Annotated in this window: 15 protein-coding genes and 2 pseudogenes; 14 read left to right on the top strand and 3 right to left on the bottom strand. The window is 72.1% G+C overall.

The annotated features are described in order from the left end of the window. Positions 1-705, top strand: a pseudogene (locus ABZX67_RS30180) (hypothetical protein); the annotation flags it as partial. 209 nt (positions 706-914) lie between these two features. Here the strand turns inward: ABZX67_RS30180 and ABZX67_RS30175 are convergent. After that, the gene (locus ABZX67_RS30175; protein WP_355366829.1) at positions 915-1778 is read right to left on the bottom strand and encodes a L,D-transpeptidase family protein; all 864 of its coding nucleotides are present in this window, start codon (positions 1776-1778) and stop codon (positions 915-917) included. Positions 1779-1962: 184 nt separating this feature from the next. On the opposite strand from ABZX67_RS30175, the gene ABZX67_RS30170 reads away from it, so the two are divergent. The 3 genes and pseudogenes from ABZX67_RS30170 to ABZX67_RS30160 all read left to right on the top strand — a co-directional run. Then, entirely contained in the window at positions 1963-3543 is a 1581-nt protein-coding gene (locus ABZX67_RS30170; RefSeq protein WP_355366826.1) for a methylmalonyl-CoA mutase family protein, read from the top strand. A gap of 652 nt (positions 3544-4195) precedes the next feature. After that, entirely contained in the window at positions 4196-4876 is a 681-nt protein-coding gene (locus tag ABZX67_RS30165; RefSeq protein ID WP_355366844.1) for a DUF2637 domain-containing protein, read from the top strand. Positions 4877-5023: 147 nt separating this feature from the next. After that, positions 5024-5128 (top strand): annotated as a pseudogene (locus ABZX67_RS30160) (MerR family transcriptional regulator); the annotation flags it as partial. On the opposite strand, the gene ABZX67_RS30155 reads toward ABZX67_RS30160, so the two are convergent. Beyond that, positions 5115-6455 carry a polysialyltransferase family glycosyltransferase gene (locus ABZX67_RS30155; protein WP_355366823.1) on the bottom strand — a complete coding sequence of 447 codons (1341 nt, stop codon included), beginning with the start codon at positions 6453-6455 and terminating at the stop codon, positions 5115-5117. The pseudogene ABZX67_RS30160 and the gene ABZX67_RS30155 sit on opposite strands and share 14 nt — an antisense overlap. Next, positions 6452-7432: a glycosyltransferase family 2 protein gene (locus ABZX67_RS30150; RefSeq protein WP_355366820.1), complete on the bottom strand. Its 981-nt coding sequence runs from the start codon at positions 7430-7432 to the stop codon at positions 6452-6454. The genes ABZX67_RS30155 and ABZX67_RS30150 overlap by 4 nt, the downstream gene beginning before the upstream one ends. Before the next feature lie 177 nt (positions 7433-7609). Here ABZX67_RS30150 and ABZX67_RS30145 point away from each other — a divergent pair, with 177 nt between their 5' ends. The 10 genes from ABZX67_RS30145 (at position 7610) to ABZX67_RS30100 (ending at position 19427) form a co-directional block, all read left to right on the top strand. Further along, positions 7610-8926, top strand: coding sequence for a DUF6716 putative glycosyltransferase (locus ABZX67_RS30145; RefSeq protein WP_355366817.1), 1317 nt, complete (start codon positions 7610-7612; stop codon positions 8924-8926). Next, on the top strand, positions 8923-10116 hold the full coding sequence (locus ABZX67_RS30140; RefSeq protein WP_355366814.1) for an acylneuraminate cytidylyltransferase: 1194 nt from the start codon (positions 8923-8925) through the stop codon (positions 10114-10116). The genes ABZX67_RS30145 and ABZX67_RS30140 overlap by 4 nt, the downstream gene beginning before the upstream one ends. A gap of 12 nt (positions 10117-10128) precedes the next feature. After that, complete coding sequence (locus ABZX67_RS30135; protein ID WP_355366811.1) at positions 10129-11031, top strand: N-acetylneuraminate synthase family protein; 903 nt, start codon at positions 10129-10131, stop codon at positions 11029-11031. After that, positions 11028-12062, top strand: coding sequence for a hypothetical protein (locus ABZX67_RS30130; protein ID WP_355366808.1), 1035 nt, complete (start codon positions 11028-11030; stop codon positions 12060-12062). The genes ABZX67_RS30135 and ABZX67_RS30130 overlap by 4 nt, the downstream gene beginning before the upstream one ends. Before the next feature lie 183 nt (positions 12063-12245). Then, on the top strand, positions 12246-13469 hold the full coding sequence (locus tag ABZX67_RS30125) for an amidohydrolase (protein ID WP_355366841.1): 1224 nt from the start codon (positions 12246-12248) through the stop codon (positions 13467-13469). A 345-nt stretch (positions 13470-13814) separates the two neighbouring features. Continuing rightward, a complete protein-coding gene (locus ABZX67_RS30120) occupies positions 13815-14858 on the top strand; it encodes a BMP family ABC transporter substrate-binding protein (protein ID WP_355366805.1) in 1044 nt (347 codons plus the stop codon). Between the two features lie 258 nt (positions 14859-15116). Next, entirely contained in the window at positions 15117-16667 is a 1551-nt protein-coding gene (locus ABZX67_RS30115; protein WP_355366838.1) for an ABC transporter ATP-binding protein, read from the top strand. Beyond that, positions 16664-17773: an ABC transporter permease gene (locus tag ABZX67_RS30110; protein WP_355366801.1), complete on the top strand. Its 1110-nt coding sequence runs from the start codon at positions 16664-16666 to the stop codon at positions 17771-17773. The genes ABZX67_RS30115 and ABZX67_RS30110 overlap by 4 nt, the downstream gene beginning before the upstream one ends. Beyond that, entirely contained in the window at positions 17770-19041 is a 1272-nt protein-coding gene (locus ABZX67_RS30105) for an ABC transporter permease (RefSeq protein ID WP_355366798.1), read from the top strand. Before ABZX67_RS30110 ends, ABZX67_RS30105 begins: the two co-directional genes overlap by 4 nt. Next, positions 19038-19427, top strand: a complete 390-nt coding sequence (locus tag ABZX67_RS30100; RefSeq protein ID WP_355366795.1) for a cytidine deaminase — start codon at positions 19038-19040, stop codon at positions 19425-19427. The genes ABZX67_RS30105 and ABZX67_RS30100 overlap by 4 nt, the downstream gene beginning before the upstream one ends. The last annotated feature ends 20 nt before the right edge of the window (positions 19428-19447 follow it).

The raw sequence follows: 19447 nt of genomic DNA, 5'->3' as shown, positions 1-19447 counted from the left end.
GCGCCGTTCCCGCCCTCCCCCCCCCCCCCCTGGGCGGCGGAGCCCCCCGACCTCTTCCCGCCGGCCGCGTCGGCGGGCGTGGCCAGCGGCACGAGCGCGGGGGCCGGCGCGGGCGCGGCGACGCCGGGCGCACCCGTCGATCCGAGCGGCACGCCGCCGTCCACGGGTGAGACGCCCCCGCCGTCGCTGCCGGGGTCCCCGGCGCCGGAAGGGCCCGGCACGGGCCGCGACAACGTTTCCGCGGGCAGCGGTGACGGGTCCGGGTCCGGCGGCGCCGAGCCGGGCACCGGAGTACCGGACGTCGGCGGTACGACCGGTATCGGCGGCGGGAGCGGCAGCTGGTACGCGCGCACCGCGCAGGCGTGCCACGACTACCGCCAGGGCCGCCTCGACAACGACAAGCGCCGGTACCTGGAGCTCGCGGCCAAGGGCGACACCGTCAAGAAGTTCTGCGACAAGGTGCTGGGCACCGACACGCGCAGCCGCGAGGGCGGGACGACCGGTGGCGGCGCCGAGGACGGCGGCGACGGCGACCGCAGCGGCGGGTCCGGCGGGTCCGGCGGCGGTCAGGGCGGGAAGAACGGCGGCGGTACGGGCGGCGGCGGCGGTACCGGCGGCGGCGGCAAGGGCCGCGCGGCCGCACCCGGCACCCCCTTCCCGGCGATCCCGTTGCTCCCCGTGACGGTGCCCGTTCCCGCCCTCTGACCGCCTCTGACCTGCGCTTTAAAAAAACTTCGGCGTGGGTGTGACGTTTTCGAGCCGCCTGGCGCAGTACTAAGTGAGCCGACTGGTCATCGGCAGCGCTAAACGAGCCGGGGTTCCCCCCGTACCTACGGCTCAGCGCATACGGCGCGGGCGGGACACGTTCCCCCGGTCCCGCCCGCGCCCTCTCTCTCAGACCCTCCCGCTCCCGCTCACCAGTGGACGACGACCTTGTCGCCGACCTTCACCTGGTCGAAGAGCGCCGCGATCTTCCCCTTGTCCCGGACGTTGACGCAGCCGTGCGAGGCCCCGTTGTAGCCGCGCGCCGCGAAGTCGGAGGAGTAGTGCACCGCCTGGCCGCCGCTGAAGAACATCGCGTACGGCATCGGCGTGTGGTAGATCGTCGACTCCCAGTCCTTCGCCTTCCAGCCGACGCTGAACGTGCCCTCGCGGGTCGGCGTGTTCTCCGAGCCGAAGCGGACGTCCATCGCCGAGACCACCTTGCCGTCGATCATCCAGGCGAGGGTCCGGCTCTCCTTGCTGATGCACAGCACCCGGCCGGTCATGCAGCGGGCGTCCGGCGCGTCCAGCTCGTTCGTGGTCGGCGGGCGCAGCTCGGCGGCCGTCGGCTTGCGCGTCTGGGCGACGAGCCTGCTCCAGGTCGCCTCGTCGACCGAGCCGGTGGCGGGCAGGCCGGCCTTCCGCTGGAAGGCCGAGACCGCCTTGGCGGTCATCGAGCCGTAGAAGGAGGTGGGGCTCCGGTCGAAGTGCCCGGCCTGGCGCAGACGCGCCTGCAACTCGCGGACCTGCTCGTTCTCCGTGCCCTCCGCCATGAGTGCCTTGGGCTTCGGTGCCGCCGTCACCGGAGAGGCGAACGGCGAGGGAGAAGAGGGCGCGGAGGGAGACGCCGACGAAGGCGCGGCCGATGAAGGTGCCACCGGTGACGACGGAGTCGCGGACGACGACGGCGCGGCCGCTCCCACGGCCTGGGCCGTACACCCGCCGGCGGCGAGAGCGACGGCGGTGACGGCTGCCAAGGACGGCAGGACTCTGCGTATGACGGACGTGCGGTGCATGGAAGCCCCCCGGAGATACGACGTGTACCTACTTGATGCTTCCCAGGCGTGCTTGGTTGCGCTCCGCGGCGCATGCTGTGAGCAAGGTCCCAGCGTGCGGCCCTCCACCGGCCGCACGCCCGCCGCTACAGTCCGTCGCGAGGGTCGGTTTACCTGCGAGTAGGTCTATCGGAAGGCACAGCACATGGCGCGCGAGTCGGAGTCGGGACTGCCCATCGAGCCGGTGTACGGGCCGGATGCGCTGGAGGGCTGGGACCCGGCGGAGAAGCTGGGGGAGCCGGGTTCGTACCCGTTCACGCGCGGTGTGTATCCGACCATGTACACGGGCCGGCCCTGGACGATGCGGCAGTACGCGGGTTTCGGTACGGCGGTCGAGTCGAACGCCCGGTACAAGCAGCTGATCGCCAACGGCACCATGGGGCTGTCGGTGGCGTTCGACCTGCCGACGCAGATGGGGCACGACTCGGACGCGCCGATCGCGCACGGCGAGGTCGGCAAGGTGGGCGTGGCGATCGACTCGATCGACGACATGCGGGTGCTGTTCGGTGGAATCCCGCTGGACAAGGTGTCGACGTCGATGACGATCAACGCCCCGGCCGCCCTGCTGCTGCTCCTCTACCAACTCGTCGGTGAGGAGCAGGGCGTCCCGGCCGACAAGCTGACGGGCACGATCCAGAACGACGTACTCAAGGAGTACATCGCGCGGGGCACGTACATCTTCCCGCCGAAGCCGTCGCTGCGGCTGATCGCGGACATCTTCAAGTACTGCAAGGCCGAGATCCCGAAGTGGAACACGATTTCGATCTCCGGCTACCACATGGCGGAGGCGGGTGCCTCGCCCGCGCAGGAGATCGCCTTCACCCTCGCCGACGGCATCGAGTACGTCCGCACCGCCGTGGCCGCCGGGATGGACGTGGACGACTTCGCGCCGCGTCTGTCGTTCTTCTTCGTCGCCCGCACGACCATCCTCGAAGAGGTGGCGAAGTTCCGTGCGGCCCGCCGGATCTGGGCGCGGGTGATGCGCGAGGAGTTCGGCGCGAAGAACCCCAAGTCGATGATGCTGCGCTTCCACACGCAGACGGCCGGGGTGCAGCTGACCGCGCAGCAGCCGGAGGTGAACCTGGTCCGCGTCGCCGTCCAGGGCCTGGCGGCCGTCCTCGGCGGTACGCAGTCGCTGCACACCAACTCCTTCGACGAGGCGATCGCCCTGCCGACGGACAAGTCGGCCCGCCTCGCGCTGCGCACGCAGCAGGTCCTGGCGTACGAGACGGACGTGACCGCCACCGTCGACCCCTTCGCCGGCTCGTACGTCATCGAGAAGATGACCGACGAGGTCGAGGCGGCGACGCTGGAGCTGATGCGGAAGGTCGAGGACCTCGGCGGCGCGGTCAGCGCCATCGAACACGGCTTCCAGAAGAACGAGATCGAGCGCTCGGCGTACCGCATCGCCCAGGAGACCGACTCCGGCGAGCGGGTCGTGGTCGGCGTCAACCGCTTCCAGCTCGACGAGGAGGAGCCGTACGAGCCCCTGCGCGTCGACCCGGCGATCGAGGCCCAGCAGGCCGAGCGGCTCGCCAAGCTCCGCGCCGAACGCGACCAGGCGGCCGTCGACACGGCGCTCGCCGAACTGAAGAAGGCGGCGGAGGGCACGGACAACGTCCTCTACCCGATGAAGGACGCGCTCAAGGCGCGGGCGACGGTCGGCGAGGTTTGCAACGCGCTGCGGGAGGTGTGGGGGACGTACGTCCCGTCGGACGCGTTCTGAGCCCGTCCGCCCGTCCGCCCGTCCGCCCGTCCGCCCACCCCGCCCGACGCGCTGCCGCGCGGAAAGGGAACCCCAGGCGCCAGGCCCCCGTGAAAGAAATTCTTTTCCTTCCGGATTCTTGGCGGATTCTTTCCGGATTCCCTTTCCGTGCTTTCCGTGCCAGGGTGTGCACGAGTGGGGACGCTTTGGGTTACCGGTCTGGCCGACACGCGCCATTGGGGCGATAAAAGGCTCGGGAAAACACCCGGATGCCGTAGGGGTGTCACCCGGCTGCCGCGCACCTGGATCAAGATCTATGGCGTTAGGGCGAATATGACGACAACACATGTGTCAGCCTCGTTCTCCGGGGGTCGAACCGTTCGGCCCACCCGTGTGGGCAAGTGGACGTACACGCCTCACTTCGCCCCCTCCACCGGTCGCGAAAGCGCCACCTTGCACGACGGGAGCCGGTGCATCGACCTGCGGTACTCCTCCGGGGTGCTGGAGGAATTCCTGCGGACGATGAGCGGAATCCAGGCCGAGTTCGACCGCCTGGCGCGGGGCCGTGAGGAATTCACGGCCCCCGCCCGTGAACGGACGGGGCAGGCCCGTCATGTATGAGCACTACGGCCGGGACGCGCGTCAGCCCCTGGCGCCGCTCGGTTCGCTCGACATGGCGGACCTGATGTGGGACCCGGCGGAGGAACTCGCCTGCCTCCTCCAGGAATCCGCCGCCCCGGACCGGGCTCCGGGCCGGGCGCCGGATCGCGCTTCGGACCGGGCTTCGGACTGGGCGGCCGATGCCGGTTCCGTGGCCCCCGACCGGCCCATGGAGCGACTGGAGCAGATCACCGCCGAGCTGCCGCCGGTGCGGCCTCCCCAGGCGAGCCACCGCCGCGTCCCCGCGAAGCGGAGCCCGGTCACCCTGCTGCGCACCGGCAGCGTCCTCATCGCCGCGCTGGCGGCCGTGATCGTGTCGATGGTCAGCGTCTACGGTGGCATGGTCGCCTACGACCCCCTGCGCCACATCGCCGAGTCCCACACGTCCCACGACGCCGTGCGGTGGTGGCCGCTGCTGGTCTACGGGCCCTGGATGGTCGGCTCCCTGTGCATCCTGCGCACCGCCCTCCACCGGCGCCGGGCGGCCCACTCCTGGTGCGTGGTCCTGCTCTTCTCGACCATCGCCATGCTGCTGTGCGTGGCCCAGGCCCCCCGGACGGTGCCGGACATCGCGACGGCCGCCCTGCCCTCGGTCGCCGCACTCGCCTGCTTCCAGCAGCTCGTCCGCCAGATCACCCTGACGCGGCCGCCCCGCCAACGGGCACCCCGGCACCGCAGCGCCGACACCGGTTGACCCTGACACCGTGTGAGGCGTCATGTTCACCATCGGGGACTTCGCCCGACACGGCCGGGTGTCATCGAGAGCGAGGGACACATGCCCACCCAGGACGTCGTCGTGAAGAGCGTGCAGGCGGTCCGGCCGGCCGAGCTGACCGGCATCGGCTACCGCTCCGCCGGCTACGCGCGCGAGCTGTACCTGGAGACCCCCGAGGACCGTACGCAGTGGGTGACGGAGATCCAGGAGCCGGTCGTCAGGACACCCTGACCAGCGCGCGCCGGAGGCGGCGCGCCCGCCGGACCAGGCGGCGGGCCAGCGCGCCGCGCGGCACCCGCAGGCCGCCCGGCACGCCGCCGGGGAGGCCGAGCACGGTCAGGCGGCGCCGCTTGAAGTAGCGGCGGGTCCGGGCGTCCAGGTGCGCGGACAGGTACCGCTCCGCCACCGGGCGGAGGTCCGGCCGGACCTGGGGCCGCATCGCGAAGCCGACGGCGCCGATCAGCCCGGCGAGGTCCCCGACCTCGCCGGGCTCACCGGACTCACCGCTCTCCAGGTCGGGCAGCAGCGCGTCCGCGAGCGTCACCGGCACCCGGTTGCTGTTCTGGTACGGGGTAAGCCGGTCCAGCAGCGGGCCGGTGCCCAGGCGGGCGACGGGGATGCCGTAGAAGCGGTCCGCCGTGAACAGCCCGGTCGAGAAGCAGGCCACCACCAGCGCGGGCCGCAGCCGCCCGAACAGGACCTCCGCGAGGACCGGCCGGTCGTACACGGTCAGTTCGGCGCCCAGCGCCGCCGCCTCCCGCTCCAGCGCCTGCGACCAGGAGGCGGGCGCCACCGGGTGCGGCTTGAAGACGAGCCTGCGGTGCCCGCGCGCCACCGCGCCGCGCACCATCCGCAGGTGCAGCGCCTCCTCCTCGGCGGGGGAGAGGATCCCGAGCGCCGACAGGTACTGGCCGAGGAGCAGCGCCCCACCCTCCGCGGCGCCCTCGGCACCGGTCCCGAGGGGCTCGTCCGCCGCCAGCTCGTCGACCACCTTCCGGAACGCCTCCGCCGGTACGACCTCGGGCACGGCCCCGAACTCGCCCAGCAGCAGCGGCCGCAGGCCCTCCACCAGCTCCAGGTGCAGCAGCCGCCGCACCCGCTCGCCGACCAGCGGGTCCAGCCTGACGCGGGTCGGGCCGTAGCTCATCAGCCCGTCCGCGTACACGTCGACGGGCGCGTCCGGGAACAGCCGCGCGAGCGTGAGCGCGGGCGCGACCTGGATGGACTCGACGGCCAGCTCCACCCGCTCGCCCTCACCGAGCCCCCACAGCAGCCGCAGATACCGCTCCCACAGGGGTACGTCGTCGGCGCGCGGCGACCAGTCGCCCGGGTGGAACGGCGCGATGGCCTCGTTCCACGACAGGACGGAGTCGAAGCGGGGGCGCAGCCGCGCGAAGCCGGGCATCCGGTCGAGCGGGACGGTCGTCTCGGGCGTGGCCGCGTTGTTGGCGACCAGCAGCAGCCGCCGGTCCGTCGGCGCGAAGCAGCCGCTGTCGAGCGCGGCGGCGAGCGTGACGGCCCCGTACAGCGTCGACGCGAGGAAGATCCGCGTGGTCACGCGGCCACCTCCGTCCGCAGGGCCGGGCGCCGGCGGAGCCTGCGCAGCAGCGACGCCCGCTCGTCGTCCATCGTGTCGAGGGCGGCCCTCAGCACGTCCTGCGGCAGGCGGCGCAGCGCCGCCGCGCTCCGGCTCCGCAGGGCGCGCGCGACCGGCGGTTCGAAACGGTCGATCGATCCGACATGGTGCGCGATGATCGCGCAGTACGTGCGCACCGCTTTCGGCAAAAGGCGACCGGAATCCGGATCGGCGGCCGTTTCCTCGATGACGCGGTCGAAAGCCCGGAGGAAATCCAGCTGGCGGGCGTCGCCGATCTGGGTGAGGGAAGTGGACACCCCTCGCCGGTAGAAAATGCCGAGTGTGCTCACCGCCGCGAAGGATTCCGCCTCCCGGTGCAGCCGCCATATCCACGGCCGGTCCTCGGCGGTGCGCAGACCGTCCTCGAAATGCAGCAGCCCGCGGTCGACGAGCCGCCGGTGGTACATGCCGGCCCAGGCGTACGGATAGTCCACCGAGGTGGACCGCTCGGCCGGCAGGATCGCGTCGCGTGGCCGCAGCACCTCCCCGCGCCGCCCCACCGGTACGCGGTGCACCGTCCGCGCCTTGCCGGTGCACCGCACATGGTCCGTACGGACGAAGTCGCACCCCAACTCCTCGATGATGGCGAGGAGTCGGGCCAACTGGCCGGGTGCCAGCCAGTCGTCGCCGTCGAGGAAGGCGAGGTACTCGCCGCGCGCCGCGTCGATGCCGGTGTTGCGGGCGGTGGCGAGCCCGGCGTTGCGCTCGTGCCTCAGCAGCAGCGCTCCCGGGAGCTCGCGGGCCGCCCGCCGCAGGATGTCGTGCGTCGCGTCCGTCGAACAGTCGTCGACCAGCACGAATTCGAAGTCGTCGCGGGCATTGGCCCGCAGACTTTCCAGGGTTTCCGGGGCATATGTCTGCACGTTGTAGAACGGCACGACGACGGAGAGCTTGACCACGTGCCCGACGCTAGGCGCGGCCCCCGGCATTCGCCCTGACGGGGAAAGGGATGCGCGGTGAACACTGAGCGGCGCGCTCCTTAACCGGTTTGCCCATCGGCGGCCGCCAAGTGCTGTTCACCCTTTGTTGCGGCCCTGTTGGGCCGCGAAGCGGAATGCCTTCCTAACGTCCTCGGCGTGCCTTCCACACGTACCGGCAGCAGCAGCCCAGCGGTGCGGATCGCGGTCCTCGCGGATTCCGACACCCGATGGAAGTGGGGCGCGCTCACCGCGCTCCGCCTGTCCCCGCGCCGCCTGGGACACCCCCTCGGCCCGCCCGGAGCCGCTCCCGAGATCACCGGCTACGTGCTGCGCGGCCGGGCCACCCCGACCGCCCGCCAGCTCGCCGAGGTCGGCGCCGGCGTCGGCGTACCCCGCGAGGTGACGGGCGCCGAGTTCCTCCGCGCGGTCCGGGAGGAGGCGTACGACGTCGTCGTGCTCGCGCTCGTCGGCGGCACGGTCCAGGCGATGCTGCACGGCCTGGCCGGAATGGCGCTGCCCCGCCGCCCGGTGCTCGTCACCGGCTACGTCGGCGTCGTGTACGAGAAGCTCGCCGACGGGCTGCTGCTGCGGCACGGCGCCGACGTCGTCCTCGCCAACTCGCGCCACGACGCGGAGCGCTTCCGCGCCGTGTACGAGGGCGTCGGCGCGGACGCGTCGGCGGTGGTGGAGGCCGCGCTGCCGTTCCTCGGCGGGGCGCCGTACGCGCCGGAGCCCGGCCGCGACACGGTCGTCTTCGCCGCGCAGCCGTCCGTGCCCGCGACCCGCGAGGAACGCGCCTACCTGCTGCGCCGGCTGGTCGAGCACGCGCGGCTGCACCCGGCCCGCGAGGTGCTGCTGAAGCTGCGCTCCAAGCCGGGCGAGCACACCACGCACCTCGAGGAGCACCCGTACCAGAAGCTGGCGCGCGGCCCGCTGCCGCCCAACCTCCGCCTGGTCCACGGCCACATGGGCGACGTGCTCGACCGTACGGACCTGCTGGTCACGGTGTCGTCCACGGCCGCGCTGGAGGCCCTGCACCGGCGCATCCCGACGGCCGTCCTGACCGACCTGGGCGTGCGCGAGGTGCTCGGCAACCACCACTTCCTCGGCTCCGGCCTGCTCACCTCGTGGGACGCCCTCGACGCCGGGCACCGCCCGGCGCCCGACCCGGCATGGCTGGCGGCGCAAGGAGTCGCGCCGGACGGCTCGTACGCCACGGCCTTCGACGCCGTCCGCGCCCGCGTGCGGGAGCTGCTGGACCAGCCGGTGCTGCCGCCCCTCGCGCCGTACTACACGCCCGCGACCGCCCCCGGGTACCTGCCCGGCGTCCTCGGCCGCCACCGCCTCGACACCGAGGCGGCGGCCCCCTCGGCGTCCGCCGCGCGGCGCCTGCTGCGGGAGGCGGCGCGCGGGCTGTACCGCCACGGGGTGCAGCGCGTGGCCCCGGTGATCCGCCGCCTGGGGGAGCTGTGAGCGCGCGCCCGGCCACGGTGCTGGCCGTCATCCCCGCCCGCGGCGGCTCCAAGGGCGTCCCCGGCAAGAACCTCGCCCCGGTGGGCGGCCTCCCGCTGGTCGCCCGCGCGGTACACGCCTGCCTCGGCGCCCGCCGGGTGACCGACGTCGTCGTCTCGACCGACGACCCCGCCATCGTCGCCGCGGCCCGCGCGGCCGGTGCCCAGGCCGTCGAGCGGCCGCCCGCCCTCTCCACAGACACCGCCACCAGCGAGGAGGCCGTCCTCCACGCGCTGGACGCCTTCGAGGAGCTCCACGGCCGCTCCGTCGACGTGGTGCTCCTCGTCCAGTGCACGAGCCCGTTCCTCACGGCGGACGACATCGACGGCGTGGCCGCCGAGCTCCAGGAGCGCGGCGCCGACACCGCCCTGACCGTCGCCCCGACGCACGGCTTCCTGTGGTGGGGGACCCCGGTGGGCGCGGTCGGCGTCAACCACGACAAGGCCCACCGCCCCCGGCGCCAGGACCGCGAGCCCGAGTACCTGGAGACGGGCGCCGCGTACGGCATGGACGCGCGCGGGTTCCGCACGCACCGGCACCGGTTCTTCGGGCGGACCGCGCTCGTCGTCACCGACCCCGGGCGGGTGCTGGAGATCGACGACCCGCACGACCTCGCCCGCGCCCGCGCCCTCGCACCGCTCCTCGACGAGACGGTGAGGCCCACCGCCGACGACGTCGACGCCGTCGTCCTCGACTTCGACGGCACGCAGACCGACGACCGCGTCCTCATCGACTCCGAGGGCCGCGAGTTCGTCGCCGTCCACCGGGGCGACGGGCTCGGCGTCGCCGCCCTGCGCCGCGCGGGCATCCGGCTGCTCGTCCTGTCCACCGAGCGCAACCCCGTCGTCGCCGCCCGCGCCCGCAAACTCGGCGTCCCCGTCCTGCACGGCGTCGACCGCAAGGACCTCGCGCTGAAGCAGTGGTGCGACGACCACGCCCTCGACCCCCAGCGGGTGCTCTACGCCGGAAACGACGTCAACGACCTGCCCTGCTTCGGGCTCGTCGGCTGGCCCGTCGCCGTCGGCAGCGCCCACGACTCCGTACGGGCCGCCGCCCGTGCCGTCACCGAGACGCCCGGCGGCGCGGGCGCCGTCCGCGAGATCGCCGCCTGGCTCCTCGGCCCCGCCCTGAACACCCTCCCCGCCACGTAAGGACCCGTGAACGTGAACCCCCTGAGCGCCAACCCCCGCCTGCGCACCATCGGCCGCACGACCGTCGGCCCCGACCAGCCCGTCTACGTCACCGGTGAGATCGGCATCAACCACAACGGCGACCTCGACAAGGCCCTCGCCCTCATCGACGCCGCCGCCGACGCGGGCTGCGACGCCGTGAAGTTCCAGAAGCGCACCCCCGAGATCTGCACCCCGCGCGACCAGTGGGACATCGAGCGCGACACACCGTGGGGCCGCATGACGTACATCGACTACCGCCACCGCGTCGAGTTCGGCGAGGACGAGTACCGCGCCATCGACGAGCACTGCCGGGCGCGCGGCATCGACTGGTTCGCCTCCCCGTGGGACACCGAGGCCGTCGCGTTCCTGGAGAAGTTCGACCCGCCCGCCCACAAGGTCGCCTCCGCGTCCCTCACCGACGACGAGCTGCTGCGCGCCCTGCGCGCCACCGGCCGCACCGTCGTCCTCTCCACCGGCATGTCGACACCGCGCCAGATCCGCCACGCGGTGGAGGTGCTCGGCAGCGACACCACCCTGCTCTGCCACGCCACCTCCACCTACCCGGCGAAGGCCGAGGAGCTGAACCTCCGCGTGATCCGGTCCCTCATGCGGGACTACCCCAACATCCCCATCGGCTACAGCGGCCACGAGACCGGCCTCCAGACCACCCTCGCCGCCGTCGCCCTCGGCGCCTGCTTCGTCGAGCGCCACATCACCCTGGACCGCGCGATGTGGGGCTCCGACCAGGCCGCCTCCGTCGAGCCGGGCGGCCTCGCCCGCCTCGTACGCGACATCCGCACCATCGAGGCCGCCCTCGGCGACGGGATCAAGAAGGTGTACGAGTCCGAGCTCGCCCCCATGAAGAAGCTCCGCCGCGTCCCGGCCACGGTATGACCGCGCCCCACTTGGCCTTCGTCGAGAGCCCGGTCCAGCTGCTGAACGTCCTGGAGTGGGCCCACCACACGGGGCGGCCCGAGCTGACGGTGGTGGTGCTGCCGCCCACCGACCCCATGTCGCGGGGCCAGCTGCGCCGCATGGCCGCCCTCGCCCGGGACGAGGGCGTCACCGTCCGCTGGCAGGAGGCCCGCCTCGGGCGCGGCGCCCTGCCGCGCACCCTGCGGGAGCTGGCGCCGCTGCTGCGCGGCGCGGAGCGGGTGCTCATAGGCGACCCGTTCTCACGGTACGTGCAGCTGCTGCTGACGCTCTTCGGGCCGCGCGCCGTCACCGTCGTGGACGACGGCACGGCGACGATGGAGTTCGCGGAGCGGCTGGCGCGCGGCGAGCGGCTCGTGCGCTGGCACCGGCGCGGCCGCGGCCTCGCCCCGCGCGAGCTGGCCCTCGCGCCGGTGACCGCCCTGGCCCGCCGCAGGCTCGCCCCCTCGCGCCGCCGCGCCGTGGAGGTCTTCACCGCGCTGCCGGTGGAGGCGCCACCGGGCACCACCGTCATCCCGAACCGCTTCGCCTGGACCCGCGAGCGCTTCGGCCCGCCCCGCGTGAGCGGGGGAGCGGACCTGGTCGGCACCTCGCTCGTCGAGACGGGCGTGGTGGAGCCGGAGCCGTACGTGGCGGCGGTCGCCGCGCTCGCGGCGGCGCACGGCGCGACCCGCTACTTCGCGCACCGCCGCGAGAGCGTGCAGAAGCTGCACCGCATCGCCACCGGGACCGGCCTGGAGATCGTGCGTCCGGAGCTGCCGCTGGAGCTGATCGCCCGGCGCGGCCCGATCGGCCGCACCGTGCTGAGCTTCCCCTCCACGGTCGTCCACACCCTCCCCCTGGCGCTGGCCGGCACCGGGGTCAGGATCGCGGTGTGCGAGGTGGCGCCGGAGTGGCTGCGCGCGAGCGCGTCGCCGCGGGCGCGGGGGTTCCTGGCGGCGGTGACGGAGTCGGCGCGCACGGCGCACGGACCGGGGCTCACGGTCGCGTGAGCGACCGATCGCACGGCGATCGAAAAAAGCCCGAAAAAAGGCCGAAAACGCGTGAGCTTACCCACTTCGCTCGCCGCTCAAGCCCGCCCAACCAGGTTTCTTTCCCCTAACGGGCTGAAGTTTTGTAGATCACACGTTAGTTGAGGGGGGAACGCGCCTACCCTTTCATGGGTGAACAAGTTGATGTCCCGCGACCTCGAGACCGACGTTCCCGGCGAAACGCCTCTGCTCGGTGTGCTGCCCGACGCGCTGCGCGCCGAGCTGATCGCCTTCCGCCGGGACGTGCACATGCACCCCGAGCTCGGTTTCCAGGAGTTCCGTACGACGGCCGCGCTCAAGACCCGCCTGGAGGCGGCCGGGCTGCGCCCGCGGGTGCTTCCCGGCGGTACGGGGCTGACGTGCGACATCGGCAGACAGGACGGCGCACGGCCCATGCTGGCCATCCGCGCGGACATCGACGCCCTGCCCATCCCCGACACCAAGACCGACGTGCCCTACCGGTCCACCGTGCCGGACCGCGCGCACGCCTGCGGCCACGACGTCCACACGACGGTGGTCCTGGGCGCCGGGCTCGTCCTCGCGGACCTCGACCGGCAGGGGCTGCTGCCGCACCCCGTACGGCTGATCTTCCAGCCCGCCGAGGAGGTGCTGCCCGGCGGCGCGGTCGAGGCGATCGACGCCGGCGCGCTGGACGGCGTGGGCCGCATCATCGCGGTGCACTGCGACCCGCGGGTCGACGCCGGGCGCATCGGGCTGCGCACCGGGGCGATCACCTCGGCGTGCGACCGCCTGGAGGTCACCCTCGCGGGGCCCGGCGGCCACACCGCGCGCCCCCACCTGACGACCGACCTCGTGACCGCGGCCGCCCGCGTGGCCACCGACGCGCCCGCCGTGCTGGCCCGCCGCATCGACGCCCGCGCCGGGCTGGCCCTCACCTGGGGCCGCATCGAGTGCGGCCACGCGCCGAACGTCATCCCGCAACACGCCGAGCTCGGCGGCACCGTGCGCTGCCTGGACCTGGCGGCGTGGCGCGACGCCCCGGACCAGGTCTACGCCGCGATCGACGAGGTGGCGACGCTGCACGGCGCGAAGTGCCAGATCGAGTACGTGCGCGGCGTCCCGCCGGTCGTCAACGACCCGGCCGTGGCGGGGCTGCTGCAGGACGCGATGACCCGGCGCTACGGCGCGTACGCCATCGAGGACACCGAGCAGAGCCTCGGCGGCGAGGACTTCTCCTGGTACCTCGAACACGTCCCGGGCGCCATGGCCCGCCTGGGCGTCCGCCGCCCCGGCGACCCGTCGAAGCACGACCTGCACCGCGGGGACTTCGACGTGGACGAGTCCGCGATCAAGGTGGGGGTCGAACTCTTCACGGCGGCGGCCCTGCTCGACGCCGGCAGGGCGTAACCCCCGGCGCGGCCGTCGACGCAGCCCCGGCACACCCCTCGGCCTCAAGGGGCGGGCCAAATGGCTCGAACTCGCCCTTGTGCGCCTCGCGGCCGCGCCCGCCGGACCCGCCGGGCGCGGCTCGCCGGCGTGCCCACGCACCGTGGCCCGGCGGTGACGTGCGGCTGTCGTGCCGGGGGTGGCCTCCGCCCCGCGCGTCCCGCCGTGTGGAGGCCGCACAGGCGGCTGTTCGCGACGAATCGATAACGGCTTCCGTACAGGGCTTTATCTGGCATCTACGCGCGTTACGATCGCCGCGAAACCAGCGCCGGAAGTGGCGCTTCGGTCAGGTCGAAGGAGCCCCCCTTGCGCCGGATCACTCGGATCGCAACAGTGAGCGTTGCCTCCGCGGCACTCGCGCTCAGCGCCACCGCGTGTGGCGGAAAGTCATCGGACACCGCTTCCGGCGGCGAACCGAAGGCGGCCATCGCGTACGACATCGGCGGCCGCGGTGACCAGTCCTTCAACGACGCCGCCTTCGCCGGCCTGGAGAAGGCCGAGAAGGACCTGGGCGTCAAGGGCACCGAGGCGGAGCCCAGCGAGGGCGAGGGCGACCCGGACAAGGTCCAGCGCCTCACCGAGCTGGCCCGAGCCGGCAACAACCCGGTCATCGGCGTCGGCTTCGCGTACGCGCCGGCCATCGCCGAGGTCGCGCCGAAGTTCCCGAAGACCACCTTCGGCCTCATCGACGACACGTCCAAGAAGGGCGAGAACATCGCCAACCTGGTCTTCAACGAGGAGCAGGGTTCCTACCTGGCCGGTGTCGCCGCCGCCAAGGTGACCAAGTCCAAGACGGTGGGCTTCATCGGCGGTGTCGAGACCCCGCTGATCAAGAAGTTCGAGGCGGGCTTCGTCCAGGGCGTCAAGGACACCAACAAGGACGTCAACGTCAAGGTCCAGTACCTGACGCAGCCGCCGGACTTCGGTGGCTTCTCGAAGCCGGACCTCGGCAAGGCCGCCGCGCAGGGCCAGATCGACGCCGGCGCCGACGTGGTCTACGCCGCGGCCGGTCTCGCCGGTTCCGGCTCCATCGAGGCCGCCGCGAAGGCCAAGAAGTGGGCCATCGGCGTCGACTCCGACCAGTACAACCAGAAGGGCCTGGCTCCGTACAAGGAGTACATCCTCACCTCGGTGACCAAGGACGTCTCCGACTCGGTCTTCAACCTGATCAAGTCGGTCAAGGACGGCAAGCCGCAGTCCGGTGAGGTCCGCTACGGCCTCGACAAGGACGGCGTCGGCCTGTCCACCTCGAACCCGGCGTACACCAAGATGAGCGACGTGACCGCCGCGGTCGACAAGGCCAAGGCCGACATCATCGCCGGCAAGATCACGGTCAAGACCGCCCCGTAACCGCGCGGCCGGGACACCCAGGTTCCGCGGGTCCGGAGAGCGTGGCGTGAGCCACCTCTCCGGACCCGGGCCATGTCCCGCCCCCGGGTTTTTTCCATTCGGGATTGCTACGCGCGTAGAGCCCCGCGTGTCGCGATAGCTTCAGGCCATCCCCCTGCCCTCCGCCCCTGCCCTCCGCTCCTTTCCCGCCAAGGAGAGTGCGTCATCAACGCGTCCAGTCCGTCATCGCCGCCGGCTGCGTCGGCCGCCGCCGTAGAGCTGCGCGGCATCACCAAGCGCTTCCCCGGCGTCGTGGCCAACCACGACATCGACATCACCATCCGCAAGGGCACCGTCCACGCCCTGATCGGTGAGAACGGGGCCGGCAAGTCGACCCTGATGAAGATCCTCTACGGCATGCAGAAGCCGGACGAGGGCACCATCACCATCGACGGCAAGCGGGTCTCCTTCTCCAGCCCCGCCGACGCCATCGCCATCGGCATCGGCATGGTCCACCAGCACTTCATGCTGGCCGACAACCTCACCGTGCTGGAGAACGTCGTCCTCGGCAGCGAGAAGCTGTACGGCATCGGGGGCAAGGCCCGTCAGAAGATCATGGAGATCTCGGACGCGTACGGGCTGAACATCCGTCCCGACGCGCTCGTCGAGCAGCTGGGCGTCGCCGACCGCCAGCGCGTGGAGATCCTCAAGGTCCTCTACCGCGGCGCCCGCACCCTCATCCTCGACGAGCCGACCGCCGTGCTCGTCCCGCAGGAGGTCGACGCGCTCTTCGCGAACCTGCGGGAGCTCAAGGCGGAGGGCCTCACCGTCATCTTCATCTCGCACAAGCTGGGCGAGGTGCTCTCCGTCGCCGACGACATCACCGTCATCCGGCGTGGTACGACGGTCGGCACCGCCGACCCGCGCACGGCCACCACCAAGCAGCTCGCCGAGCTGATGGTCGGCGCCGAGCTGCCGTCGCCCGAGACGCGCGAGTCGACGGTGACGGACGTACCGATGCTGTGGGTGCAGGACCTGCGGCTGGCCCAGACCGACCCCGACGGCATCGTCCGCGAGGTCCTGGCGGGCATCGACTTCACCATCCACAAGGGCGAGGTCATGGGCATCGCCGGCGTCGAGGGCAACGGCCAGACCGAGCTCATCGAGGCCCTGATCGGTCTGCGCGACCCCGACGGCGGCGTCATCACGCTCGACGGCACCGACATCTCCCACGCGCCGACCCGCAAGCGCCGCGAGGGCGGCATCGGGTACATCCCCGAGGACCGCCACCGCCACGGCCTGCTGCTGGAGTCCCCGCTCTGGGAGAACCGCATCCTCGGTCACGTCACCGAGAAGCCCAACAGCAGGGGCGGCATCCTCGACCTCAAGGCCGCCCGCAAGGACACCGAGCGGATCGTGCGCGAGTACGACGTCCGCACCCCCGGCATCGAGGTCACCGCGGCCTCCCTCTCCGGTGGCAACCAGCAGAAGCTGATCGTCGGCCGCGAGATGAGCCACAACCCCAAGTTCCTCATCGCCGCCCACCCCACCCGGGGCGTGGACGTCGGCGCGCAGGCGCAGATCTGGGACCAGATCCGCGAGGCGCGCCGGGAGGGCCTGGCGGTGCTGCTGATCTCCGCCGACCTGGACGAGCTCATCGGGCTCTCCGACACCCTGCGGGTGATGTACCGCGGCCGGCTGGTCGCGGACGCCGACCCCGCCACGATCACCCCGGAGGAGCTGGGCTCGGCCATGACCGGCGCCGCGACCGGCCATCTGGAGCACCACGAGCGCCACGACGACAACGACAGCAGCGGTGAGGGCCGATGAAGAAGTTCGACAAGGACCGGCTGATCCTGGGCCTGGCCGGCCCGGCGCTCGCGCTGGTCGTGGCCTTCCTGCTCACCTCCGTGGTGCTGCTGGTCTCCGACCGCGACCCGATCGAGCCGTACCGGATCATGTTCCGGAGCCTGGAGTTCACCGACATCCAGGTCCTGATCCTCAACCAGACCGGCACGTACTACCTCGCCGCGCTGGCGGTCGCCATCGGCTTCCGCATGAACCTGTTCAACATCGGTGTCGACGGCCAGTACCGCCTCGCGGTGATGCTCGCCGCGGTCTTCGGTGCCGCCGTGGAGCTGCCCGGGCCGCTGCACGTGCTGATGATCGTGATCGTCGCCATGCTCGTCGGCGCCCTGTGGGCCGGCATCGCGGGTGTCCTGAAGACCACCCGCGGAGTCAGCGAGGTCGTCTCCACGATCATGCTGAACGCCATCGCCACCAGCCTCATCGCCTGGCTGATCCTGCCCTCCAACCTCGGTGTGCAGCCGCCCGGTTCCAACGACCTGACCACCGGTGAGATCGCCGAGTCCGGCTGGATGCCCGGCCTCGACGTGGACGGCGGCACGATCTACGGCTTCACCTTCGTCGCCTTCGCGCTGGGTGTCGTCTACTGGTTCGTCCTCAACCGCACCCGCTTCGGCTTCGACCTGCGCGCCACCGGAGCCAGCGGCTCCGCCGCCCAGGCGAGCGGCGTCGACGCCAAGCGGATGGTCCTCACCGCCATGCTGATCTCCGGCGCGGTCGCCGGCCTGGCCGGCATGCCGATGCTGCTCGGCCAGACCCACACGTACAGCCTGAGCTTCCCGGTCGGTGTCGGCTTCACGGGCATCACCATCGCGCTGCTGGGCCGCAACAGCCCCGTCGGCATCTTCTTCGCCGCCCTGCTCATCGCCTTCCTCGACAAGGCGTCGGCCTCCCTCGACCAGTACGGCTTCGAGAAGGAGATCGCCATGATCATGCAGGGTCTGATCGTGATCTCGGTGGTCGTCGCGTACGAACTGGTCCGCCAGTACGGCCTGCGTCGGCAGCAGCAGAAGGTGGGCGAGGAGCTCGCTGCCCAGGCCCGAAAGAAGAAGGAGGACGTGGCAGCATGAGCGAGTCCACGAGCACTGTTTCGGTCGCGGCGGTCGCGCCGAAGAAGGGCGGCGGACGCCGCAAGCTGTCCCTTCCCGTCATCCTGCTGATCATCGCGGGCGGCCTCGCGCTGTTCTCGCTGGTCCGCGTCATCAGCGGCGCCGACGACCTCACCTCCGTGGGCCAGATCTCCGGCGCCCTCCAGCTGGCCATCCCCATCGGCCTCGCGGGCCTCGGCGGCCTGTGGTCCGAGCGGGCCGGCGTGGTCAACATCGGCCTCGAAGGCATGATGATCATGGGCACCTGGTTCGGTGCCTGGGCCGGCTACCAGTGGGGCCCGTGGACGGGTGTCGCCCTCGGCATCCTGGGCGGCGCGCTCGGCGGCGTCCTGCACGCGGTCATGACGGTCACCTTCAACGTCAACCACATCGTCTCCGGTGTGGCCATCACCATCCTGGCCACCGGCGCCACCCGCTACCTGTCCAACTTCACCTTCGCCGAGGCCCCGGGCGGCTCCTCCAAGCAGTCCCCGCGCATCGAGCGCGTCACCGACATCACCATCCCGGGGTTGTCGGACGGGCTGGCCGAGCTCCAGGCCAAGCACTGGTTCTTCGTCTCCGACCTCGCGGGCCTGCTCGGCGGCCTGGTCACCAACCTGTCGCTGCTGACCGTCGTCGCGCTGCTGCTCGTCCCCGCCACCTGGTGGATCCTGTGGCGCACCGGCTTCGGCCTGCGGCTGCGCTCCTGCGGTGAGAACCCGGTGGCCGCCGAGTCCCTCGGCGTCAACGTCTACAAGTACAAGTACATCGCCGTGATCGTCTCCGGCGCCCTCGCGGGCCTCGGCGGCGCCTTCCTCGCCATCGTCTCCACCGGCATCTACCAGGAGGGCCAGACCGGCGGCCGCGGCTACATCGGCCTCGCCGCGATGATCTTCGGCAACTGGATGCCCGGCGGCCTCGCGCTCGGCGCCGGACTCTTCGGCTTCACCGACAGCCTCAAGCTGCGCGGCGGCGCCGAGAACGTCCACGCGATGCTCCTGCTGCTGGCGATCCTGCTCGTGGGCCTCGTCATCTGGCAGCTGTACAAGAAGAAGTACATCCCCGCCGCCATCTCGGCCGTCATCTGCGCGCTGCTCTTCGTCTGGTACGCGGGCACCGACAAGCTGCCCAGCCAGTTCGTGGACGCCGCGCCGTACGTCACCACCCTGCTGGTGCTGGCCCTGTCCGCGCAGCGGCTGCGCATGCCGAAGGCGGACGGCCTGCCGTACAAGAGGGGCCAGGGCAAGTGACGCCCGACCTGTGGGAGTCCCTGCGGGAAGCCGCGAGGGAGGCCATGGCGCACGCGTACGCCCCGTACTCGGGGTACGCGGTCGGCGCGGCCGCCCTCGCGGACGACGGCCGCACGGTCACCGGCTGCAACGTGGAGAACGCCTCGTACGGCATCGGCCTGTGCGCCGAGTGCGGGCTGGTCTCCCAGCTCCAGGCCACGGGCGGCGGCCGGCTCACGCACTTCGTGTGCGTGGACGGCCACGGCCAGGTGCTGGTGCCGTGCGGGCGGTGCCGTCAGCTGCTGTACGAGTTCGGCGGCGACGAGCTGCTGCTGGACACCCCCGCCGGGATCCTCACCCTCGCCGAGATGCTCCCGCAGGCCTTCGGCCCCCAGCACCTCGCCTAGACAAGCCACTGGAAGGAAAC

This window comes from Streptomyces sp. NPDC003036 (assembly GCF_040611175.1).
GTDB lineage: Bacteria > Actinomycetota > Actinomycetes > Streptomycetales > Streptomycetaceae > Streptomyces.
Note: the sequence above shows the minus strand (reverse complement) of the source record. Positions and strands in the feature narration are given on the sequence as shown.

Bases quoted from the DNA above. Each gene is read 5' to 3' on its own strand.
- ABZX67_RS30110 (WP_355366801.1), top strand. From the start codon at position 16,664: ATGAAGAAGTTCGACAAGGACCGGCTGATCCTGGGCCTGGCCGGCCCG.
- ABZX67_RS30105 (WP_355366798.1), top strand. From the start codon at position 17,770: ATGAGCGAGTCCACGAGCACTGTTTCGGTCGCGGCGGTCGCGCCGAAG.
- ABZX67_RS30175 (WP_355366829.1), bottom strand. From the start codon at position 1,778: ATGCACCGCACGTCCGTCATACGCAGAGTCCTGCCGTCCTTGGCAGCC.
- ABZX67_RS30130 (WP_355366808.1), top strand. From the start codon at position 11,028: ATGACCGCGCCCCACTTGGCCTTCGTCGAGAGCCCGGTCCAGCTGCTG.
- ABZX67_RS30165 (WP_355366844.1), top strand. From the start codon at position 4,196: ATGGCGGACCTGATGTGGGACCCGGCGGAGGAACTCGCCTGCCTCCTC.
- ABZX67_RS30125 (WP_355366841.1), top strand. From the start codon at position 12,246: ATGTCCCGCGACCTCGAGACCGACGTTCCCGGCGAAACGCCTCTGCTC.
- ABZX67_RS30170 (WP_355366826.1), top strand. From the start codon at position 1,963: ATGGCGCGCGAGTCGGAGTCGGGACTGCCCATCGAGCCGGTGTACGGG.